This is a genomic window from Megasphaera sp. UBA4382, from assembly GCF_002391155.1.
GTDB lineage: Bacteria > Bacillota > Negativicutes > Veillonellales > Megasphaeraceae > Megasphaera > Megasphaera hexanoica.
On record NZ_DGRS01000052.1, the window covers coordinates 1 to 8304 of the forward strand.

General features: G+C 53.9%; 8 protein-coding genes and 1 pseudogene. 1 reads left to right on the forward strand and 8 read right to left on the reverse strand.

Going from position 1 to position 8304, the window contains the following annotated elements; genetic code table 11:
• From B4H10_RS06270 to B4H10_RS06305, 8 genes and pseudogenes are all read right to left on the reverse strand, one after another.
• A pseudogene (locus B4H10_RS06270) lies at positions 1-383 on the reverse strand (hypothetical protein); the annotation flags it as partial.
• A 15-nt stretch (positions 384-398) separates the two neighbouring features.
• Positions 399-1403 (reverse strand): hydrogenase expression/formation protein HypE, encoded by a 1005-nt coding sequence (gene hypE, locus B4H10_RS06275; protein ID WP_292018445.1) that lies wholly within the window; start codon positions 1401-1403, stop codon positions 399-401.
• Positions 1400-2455: a hydrogenase formation protein HypD gene (gene hypD / locus B4H10_RS06280; protein WP_292018446.1), complete on the reverse strand. Its 1056-nt coding sequence runs from the start codon at positions 2453-2455 to the stop codon at positions 1400-1402. The genes hypE and hypD overlap by 4 nt, the downstream gene beginning before the upstream one ends.
• Positions 2455-2664, reverse strand: coding sequence for a HypC/HybG/HupF family hydrogenase formation chaperone (locus B4H10_RS06285; protein WP_292018447.1), 210 nt, complete (start codon positions 2662-2664; stop codon positions 2455-2457). The genes hypD and B4H10_RS06285 overlap by 1 nt, the downstream gene beginning before the upstream one ends.
• A gap of 109 nt (positions 2665-2773) precedes the next feature.
• The gene (gene hypF, locus B4H10_RS06290) at positions 2774-5065 is read right to left on the reverse strand and encodes a carbamoyltransferase HypF (RefSeq protein ID WP_292018448.1); all 2292 of its coding nucleotides are present in this window, start codon (positions 5063-5065) and stop codon (positions 2774-2776) included.
• Positions 5065-6096 carry a nitrogenase component 1 gene (locus B4H10_RS06295; RefSeq protein ID WP_292018449.1) on the reverse strand — a complete coding sequence of 344 codons (1032 nt, stop codon included), beginning with the start codon at positions 6094-6096 and terminating at the stop codon, positions 5065-5067. The genes hypF and B4H10_RS06295 overlap by 1 nt, the downstream gene beginning before the upstream one ends.
• Complete coding sequence (locus B4H10_RS06300; protein ID WP_292018450.1) at positions 6093-7415, reverse strand: nitrogenase component 1; 1323 nt, start codon at positions 7413-7415, stop codon at positions 6093-6095. Before B4H10_RS06300 ends, B4H10_RS06295 begins: the two co-directional genes overlap by 4 nt.
• A 6-nt stretch (positions 7416-7421) precedes the next feature.
• The gene (locus tag B4H10_RS06305; RefSeq protein ID WP_059075446.1) at positions 7422-7673 is read right to left on the reverse strand and encodes a TM1266 family iron-only hydrogenase system putative regulator; all 252 of its coding nucleotides are present in this window, start codon (positions 7671-7673) and stop codon (positions 7422-7424) included.
• A 315-nt stretch (positions 7674-7988) separates the two neighbouring features.
• On the opposite strand from B4H10_RS06305, the gene B4H10_RS06310 reads away from it, so the two are divergent.
• Positions 7989-8304 (forward strand): dioxygenase (locus tag B4H10_RS06310; RefSeq protein WP_292018451.1); only part of this gene is annotated, 316 nt, incomplete at its 3' end.

Here is an 8304-nt window from a genome sequence, read left to right on the forward strand (position 1 = left end):
CCTTCGACGCAGCGGGGCCGTTCCGGCAATTCTTCAATAATCCGGGATATGCCCTCAATCATCATGTCTTCCAGATTGCCTTTGATGAGATTTTCATTGGTCAGGGTCACCATGGAAAAACGCCCGGCACCATCGGGGATTTCATCGGCCGATAAGACGACGCCGTGAAGGCAGCAGGCACAGCAGACGTATATTTCATGGCACTGGGGAATGAGCATAGGCGAGTGAGCGATGGTCCAGTGCCCCCGGGCCGGTGAAGCATACTGCAGGCCAATATAAAACGGTTTGGGAAAATCCGCCCTGCCTATGGAAATTTCGGCACCATCCGGCGTAACCGTATATCGGGGCACCTGAGGCGGATGGATTTCATTTTCGTAAATCATGCTCTCCCTCCTCGGTCAGCATATGCGGGGCAGCAATTCTCCCCCCGGCGGCGGGAGCATCGTTTCCGCACCGATTTCCGTGCGCAATATGACCCGGCCCGGCTGTTCTGCCGTGACCTGTCCGATGACAGCGGCATCTTGAGAATAAGGCTGCCGGTGCAGCACATCCAGAATCGCCGGCGCTTCACATTCTGGCGCGATGATAACCAGACGGCCTTCACAGGCCAGATAGAGCGGTTCCAGTCCCAGCATGCCACAGACGCCACGGACAGAGGGATGCACCGGTACAGACTGGCTGTCCAGATGAATGCCGACATGGCTCTGGCTGGCGATTTCATACAGGACCGTTCCCACGCCACCCCGGGTGGCATCGCGGATAACGTGGATATCTTTCGTCTGCCCGAGCATGGCTTCTACCGTTCCCCATAAGGGAGCACAATCACTGGTTACATCGGCGTCGATGCCGAACTGATTCCGTGCCAGCAAAATCGTACAGCCATGGCGGCCAACATCGCCACTGACAATGACTACATCGCCGGGGCGTGCCAGCGTACCGGACGTATGGACGCCAGTCAGGCGCTGTCCGATTCCCGTAGTCGTAATAAACAAGTGGTCTACCTGCCCTTTTCCCGCTACTTTCGTATCGCCAGCTACGATGCGCACCCCCGCCTCGGCAGCCGTACGGGCCATAGATGCGGCATACTTTTCGACCTTAGCCAGAGGGAATCCTTCTTCGATGACAAAAGCACAGGACAGATACAATGGCCGTGCTCCCATACAAGATAAGTCATTGACCGTGCCACAGATGCTGAGCTTACCAATATCGCCACCGGGAAAATCCGGCGGGGAAACGATAAATCCATCGGTCGTAAAGGCCAGGTCGGCACCGCCGATGGAAAGGACGGCCGCATCATCACCGGTAAACTGAGGGTTGGAAAAATGGGCTTTAAATACGCGGTCGATCAGTTCGGCCGTCTGTTTGCCACCGGCCCCATGGGCCAGCGTAATCACATCATTCATCGTATCTTTCCTCCATACGTATAATACGCAGAGCAGGCACCTTCATGAGATACCATGCAGGCTCCGACCGGCTGTTCCGGTGTGCATACCGTACCGAACAGCGGGCACTGGGGTGGCGTGCATTTTCCCTGCAGGATATCACCACAGCGGCAGGCCGGATTGGCCTTTCCCTTCATGGGCGGCACGCTGTATTTACGGCGGGCATCCCACGCTGCATAATCGGGGCGGAGCCGCAGTCCCGATTGGGAAATACAGCCCAGACCGCGCCATTCATCATCACACGGCACCATAACGTCTGCCATGAGTTCTTTAGCTGTCCGGCTTCCTTCTCTGGTGACGACGCGGGGATAGCAGTTTTTAAAGAACGGCCTGCCCTGCCGTATTTTCTTCAGGATAACGGCAAAGGCTGTCATCAGTTCTTTTGCCGTAAAACCGGCGACGACACCAGAAACGCCCTGCTGTACCATGGCTTCACAATCACCAGTCCCCATGACGGCACAGACATGGCCGGGATACAGGAATGCATCGGCGCTATCCTTCATCGCTTCGTAAGCACGGGGCATTGTTTTATTGGCCGTGAGGAGAGAAAAATTCATCACCCCTTCCGCTCTGGCTGTCCGGACGGCCAGGCAGGAGGGCGGCGTCGTCGTCTCAAATCCTACGGACAAAAATACGACTTCTTCATCACGGTGCTGCCGGGCATAATCGTAGGCGTCGAGGGGTGAATAGACAATTTCTACATGGGCTCCCATGCTCCGCGCCCCGGCCAGGCTCTGTGTGCTCCCCGGTACACGGACGAGATCGCCGAACGTACAAACGGTCACCTTCCGTTCCAGAGCCAGCCAGATGGCTTCGTCTATGTAGCGGACAGGCGTCACGCAGACCGGGCAGCCCGGTCCGGAAATGACTTCCACCGCTTCCGGCAAAATCTGTCTGATTCCCAGCCGGAAAATTTCATGAGTATGAGTCCCGCAGACTTCCATAATCCGTACAGGCGGGCCATCATACGAACGTATTATCTGAAGTGCCGTTTGTGTATATTCATTTCCCATCAGTCCAGTTCCTCCAGAATATCATCCATTTCTTCTTCATCATCCCCGGTAATCCGGGCAATAGCCATTCCGGCATGGACCATGACATAATCACCGGGATCCAGTTCGTCCAGCAGTGCTGCCGATACTTCCCTTCTGGCTCCGGATGCATCGACCAAAGCCATTCCCTGATGCACTTTTACGACCCGTGCAGGTAATCCGACACACATGGCAATTCCTCCTTACATACAGTAAACAGATACGTATATTAATATTGTATATACAGCATATTAATATATGCTTTATTTTTAATTAAATTGATTTCTAAATCGTTCTATCTCATTGCCGTTCCTGGTTCATCATGGCATATACAGCCTGCCCCAGGGCAATACCACCATCAGTGGCAGGAACGAGATGATGGCGTAGAACGCCCAGCCCAGCCTGTCCCAATGCCTGTTCACACAAGGACAGGAGCAGCGTATTCTGAAACACGCCGCCACTCAGAGCCACGGTCTTCACACCCGTTTCCTGCGAAATCTGCAAACAGGCACCGGCAATTTGTCCGGCCAGCCGGCAATGGAAAATATAAGCCAGGAAATCCGGATCTCTGCCAGCCATTTTTTCTTCTGCCAGATATTGCACCAGTTCCATCGTCGGCAGTATCCACCGGCCGTTTTCTTTCTGAGGCGGTATCCGTGTCTCCGGGCTGATATGATGACCTTTCATCCATCGCCAGGCTGCAAACTGAATCTTCATCGCCGCTTCGCCTTCAAACGACGACTGCCGCGCCAGACCCAGAATAGCACTGACGCCATCAAACAAGCGGCCCGCACTGGTAGACAAAATACTATTTATACCCTGTTGCGCCATAAAAGACTGCATCTGCCATTCTTTCCGGCTGCAGAGGCGCAGTCTGTCCACTACAGCCACAGCCTCATCCGTCTTTGGATACAAATGGCTGATAAGGCTGACGGCAATGCGCCATCCTTCCCGGGCTGCCACATCACCACCGCGCTGCCAGAAAGGTGCGATAGACGCACTGCGGTGGAATCCATGACAGTCACAGAGGAGTATTTCTCCTCCCCATACGGTGCCATCGGTTCCATACCCGGTCCCGTCAAAAGCTACACCTATGACAGGCTGTTCCCAATCGTTTTCTGCCATACAGGACAGGATATGAGCAAAATGATGCTGGACGGGAATGACAGGCAGCCCCATTTCCTGAGCAACAGCTGTCGTATTATACCGGGGATGAAGATCACAGGCCACGCAGGCCGGTTCTATTTCAAGGAGCGTTTTCATCCGGGAAACACCATCCCGCAGGGCCTGTACGGTCCGGACATCGGCCATGTCCCCGATATATGGAGACAAGTAATACAGCCGGTCCCTGGCCAGGCAAAAGCTATTTTTCAGTTCTCCGCCCAGTGCCAGAACCGTCCCCGTTTCCCTGCCATAGAAAAACGGCAACGGCGCATAGCCGCGGGAACGGCGTATCATGTACGGACTGCCATCATACCAGTTTATTACGGAATCATCGGCCCGCAGCCGGATCCGCCGGTTATGGCTGAGAATGGCATCACACAAGTCAGGAAGTTCCTGCCGTGCTTCTGCTTCATCGTGGCATATGGGAGCACCCGATACATTGGCGCTGGTCATGACCAGCGCATCCGGTACGTCCAGACCATCATCATACGTAAAGAGCAGCAGATGAAGAGGCGTGTACGGGAGCATAACGCCCAAAAAAGGATTTTCCGGTGCCAGCGAAAGTGCCAGCGTAGTATCAGACCGTTTTTCCAACAGAATGATGGGCTTTTCATGCCCGTCCAGCACCCGGTCTGCCCCGGCAGGTATGACACAGTGACGGTCCACGGTAGCCATATCCTTCATCATGACGGCAAAGGGTTTTGCCGGCCGGTGTTTCAGACAGCGCAGGCGCTGTACAGTTTTTTCCTGAAACGCATCACAACAAAGATGATATCCTCCGATGCCTTTGACAGCTATGATACGGCCCGATACAAGAGCCTGCCGGGCAGCCGTGACTGCATCCCGCCCCCGTTCTGTACTATCCAGTATATAGACTTCCGGTCCGCAATCGGGGCAGCATACCGGCTGAGCGTCATAGCGCCGTGTTTCCCGATGGGTATATTCATATTCACATTGGGAGCACATGGGAAATTCTGCCATACTCGTCCGTTCCCGGTCATAGGGCATGGCATCGAGGATGGTCATGCGGGGCCCGCAGGCCGTGCAGTTGATGAACGGATGGAGATAGCGGCGGTTCTGCGGATCAAACAACTCTTTTTTGCAATCGTCACAGATGGCGATATCAGGAGACACAAAGACGTCTCCTTCCTCTGCTTCACTTTCGACAATAGAAAAATCAGGAAAGGGCGGTACATCCGTCTGCTCCGTTATGATTTTGAGAATTGCTGACCGTGCCGGCGCTTTTTCAGGTAACTTCTGTTGAAACTGTTTCCGGGCCTCCTCTGGCCCCTGGACCAATATTTCTACATAAGACCCCTTATTGCAGACCGTGCCACGAACGTGACAGGAATGGGCCAGCCGGCTGACGAACGGCCGGAACCCGACTCCCTGCACGATACCGAGTACACAAATCCGAACTGTTTCCATCAATACCTCCCCGATACGGCGAAATGAGGCACATCCACATACAGGCCATGGAAATGAGACAGGGCCCGCTTGAAATAGATATCACCCAGGATGACATCGAAGTCATCATTATCGGCCAGCTGGCACCAGTCCTCTTCTTCCTTGAGCTGGACATGTCCCGGCCGGATACAAGACGATTCCGTCCGGAACCATCCTGCTGTCTGTACCAAAGCCGCACCAGCATTCCGTACCGCTTCTGCCATGGCATTGGCCGTAACCTGCTGATGGACGACCAGTACCCGCTTCCCTGTTACGGCAGCCCGGATATCTTCCGGCAGGGGCCGTCCCAGATAGCGTACTTCATAAGGGGTCCCAAACCGTTCATACAGGTAGCGTGCTCCTTCCAGTGCTGCCGGTGATACGACAAAATTCTTCTCATTCCTGCCAGCTTGTTCATACGCTTCCCGGCAGTCAAAAAGGATTACCTGCTTCCAGCCTTCCCCATGCAGTGTCTCCATGAGGGCCTGTTGTTCATCCGGAGAAGCCATTTCCAGGGGAACTGCCCCGAGGACACCGGCCCGGCCTCGTTCCACCACTATCTCCGGCTGGGCCAGGACAGGAAGCAGCGCGTTGTAAGCTGCCTGCATCCCGTCGTCATAATAGCCAATTCCTGTCGTCGGGACGGCCAGTGCCGGTATGTTGAGTGTACGGGATATCATACGGCACAGCGCCTTGAAATCCGTACCGATGACAGCTGGAACGGGAGTACCCACCAGTGCCACAAAGGCAGCATTCACCGTTTCTGCCGCTGCGCACACTTTGCGTACGAGCAGATCATCGCGGCCGAGGATGGCATCCATGTCGCGCAGTCCTGCACTAAAAACGGCACTCCTTTTACCGCTGAACCAGCGCGGTTCATCAAAGCCGCAGATATTCCCGGCACAGCCACCGGCATCACAGATAACGACGATGCCACCCAGACCGTAGAGTACGGCGGCCGCTCCTGACTGGTCCGGAGCAAAGGGAGACAAATATTTCCACAATCCTTTCATCGCCCGTTTTTCCCCCTTTCGTCCAGAGCCAATCCAATATACCGCAACAGAGAAAGGACGCCAGCATATCCGAAAGGCTGGATATCGTCATCCCAATTCACGTGGGCAGCCGTTTCATGATACCAGGCCGCATCCTTGCCAATGGTCAGATCGACCGGATGGGATGCTCCTTCATAGTAGAGCATGGTAGGAGACAAGTTGGAGTATACCTTTGTTTCCGGGCTCCATTGTGCCAGATGACGCAGATAGACAAAATCATCCGGACTGAGACTAGCATATATTTCTTTGATCGTAAACCCGTACCGTGTCAGAGCCAGTGCCATTTCGTAAGCATTGCCATTCTGCATGCCACCTATAGCCACAGTCGTACCACTATAGCGGGCGCGGACTGCTTCAACAGCCTGGCGGGCCTGTTCCAGCCACGGTTCATCCTGAATAGGGGCACCGAGAACGCGGGACAAGGCCATGTACTGGCGGTGAATCTGTGATACCTGATACAATCGTGTCAGGGTAATAGACGGGATACCCAGTCTTTTTTCCATATCCTGCGCCGCCAGCCACGACTCCGGATGGAGGACGAGGTTAAAATTAGCCTGGGACATAGCCAGATATTCTTCAAAATTACGGCAGCGGGCTAGTTCCTGTATCTGTTTGATTCCTGTCTGACGCAGGATAGGATACAGCTCGCAATCATCCTGCAGGGGAGAAAAAAATCCCAGCAGATTGACCGTACGGCGATGACGCGGCTGCTTTTCCAGCAGGGAATAGAGGGCACGGCGTACATCGACCATCGGCGGTTTGCGCCCTTCCCGCGTCAGAGCGTACATGTAACACGGCACGACAGGGACGCCGCAGACCGAAGCCGCTTTCCGGCTGACCCGTTCCATATCCGTTCCCAGGAGGGCATCGACGCAGGTCATGCAGAGCATTACCACCGATGGCTTCTCCCGTCGGGACTCCACGATTTCCGCGACAGCCTGCGGAATCTTCTGCAAGTGCCTGCCCGTGACGATATCCGTTTCATCGAGGATATAGAAGTAAAACCGGTCCTTGTAGCCTCCCTGCTCGCCTAAAATGGTCGTATTGCGGCCACAACAGCCGGGACCGATGAGGAGCATGATAGATCCCGGTATAGAAAGGCCCGCCCGTTTTACGCCGAATCCCTGGGCTCCCGGGGAATTAAAAGCCAGTGCTGCCGGCGAATTGTAAATCAGATGCTTCGAGGATAGAAGTTCTTCCGGGATATGGTCTTTTCCTTTCTGCACCAGGTCACCTACGGTAATAGCATAAGGCTGTGTATCTTTATATTCCATCATCATTCCACCCTACTGCGGCAACGGCGGATAAATCGTCTTAGTACTCACATCGGGAAGCATGCCCAGCTTTCCCGACAGGGCGCTGATGACATCCTGGGGGGCATCGACGATGATGCTGATGACATTGACATGCTTATCTTTATAAGGAACTCCCATGCGGCCGACAATGTATTGGCCATATGCATGGAGGATTTCATTCAGCTTCCCCGACTCATTGCGGTCTGCAACGATAATACCAATCAATGCGATTCTCGTTTCCATATGTATCACCTCATAAAAAAAAATCCCATGCCAAAAGCACAGGACGACAGACACGTTGTGTGTAAGATGTGCTTTCCGCCTCATCTGTGCAGGACACCTTTACAGAAAAGTACGACAGCTTTTGCATGACGTTCTCCCGCAGGAAATCCGTTGGGATGACGTGTTTAATTCATTATAACAAATATCACCGTTCGTGGCTATTGTTTTTTACATATGTCATGGAATTTGATAATACTCTTGTATATTTTCATAATGCCACGTATACTATTATAAAAATATATCCTACAGATTCACCATGAAAGAGAGGTCTTTTCTATGATACAGCAACCATTTCCCGTCATCTTCTCCGGCCATGGCAGCCCCATGCTGGCCCTTCAACACAATGATATTACCCGCAATCTGAGCCGGATTGGTGGCCAGCTTTGCTCCCGCCACGGCACGCCCCGGGCCATTCTGGCTATTTCTGCCCATTGGTATGTTCCCGGCACATTTATCCAGAGCGCACCCCAGCCGCGCCAGGTTTACGACATGTATGGATTTCCAGAAGAGCTGTATCAGGTCACCTATCCCGTACCGGGCGATGCCAGTCTGACCCGGTCTGTACAAAACCTACTGGGACCCGCTGTATCCA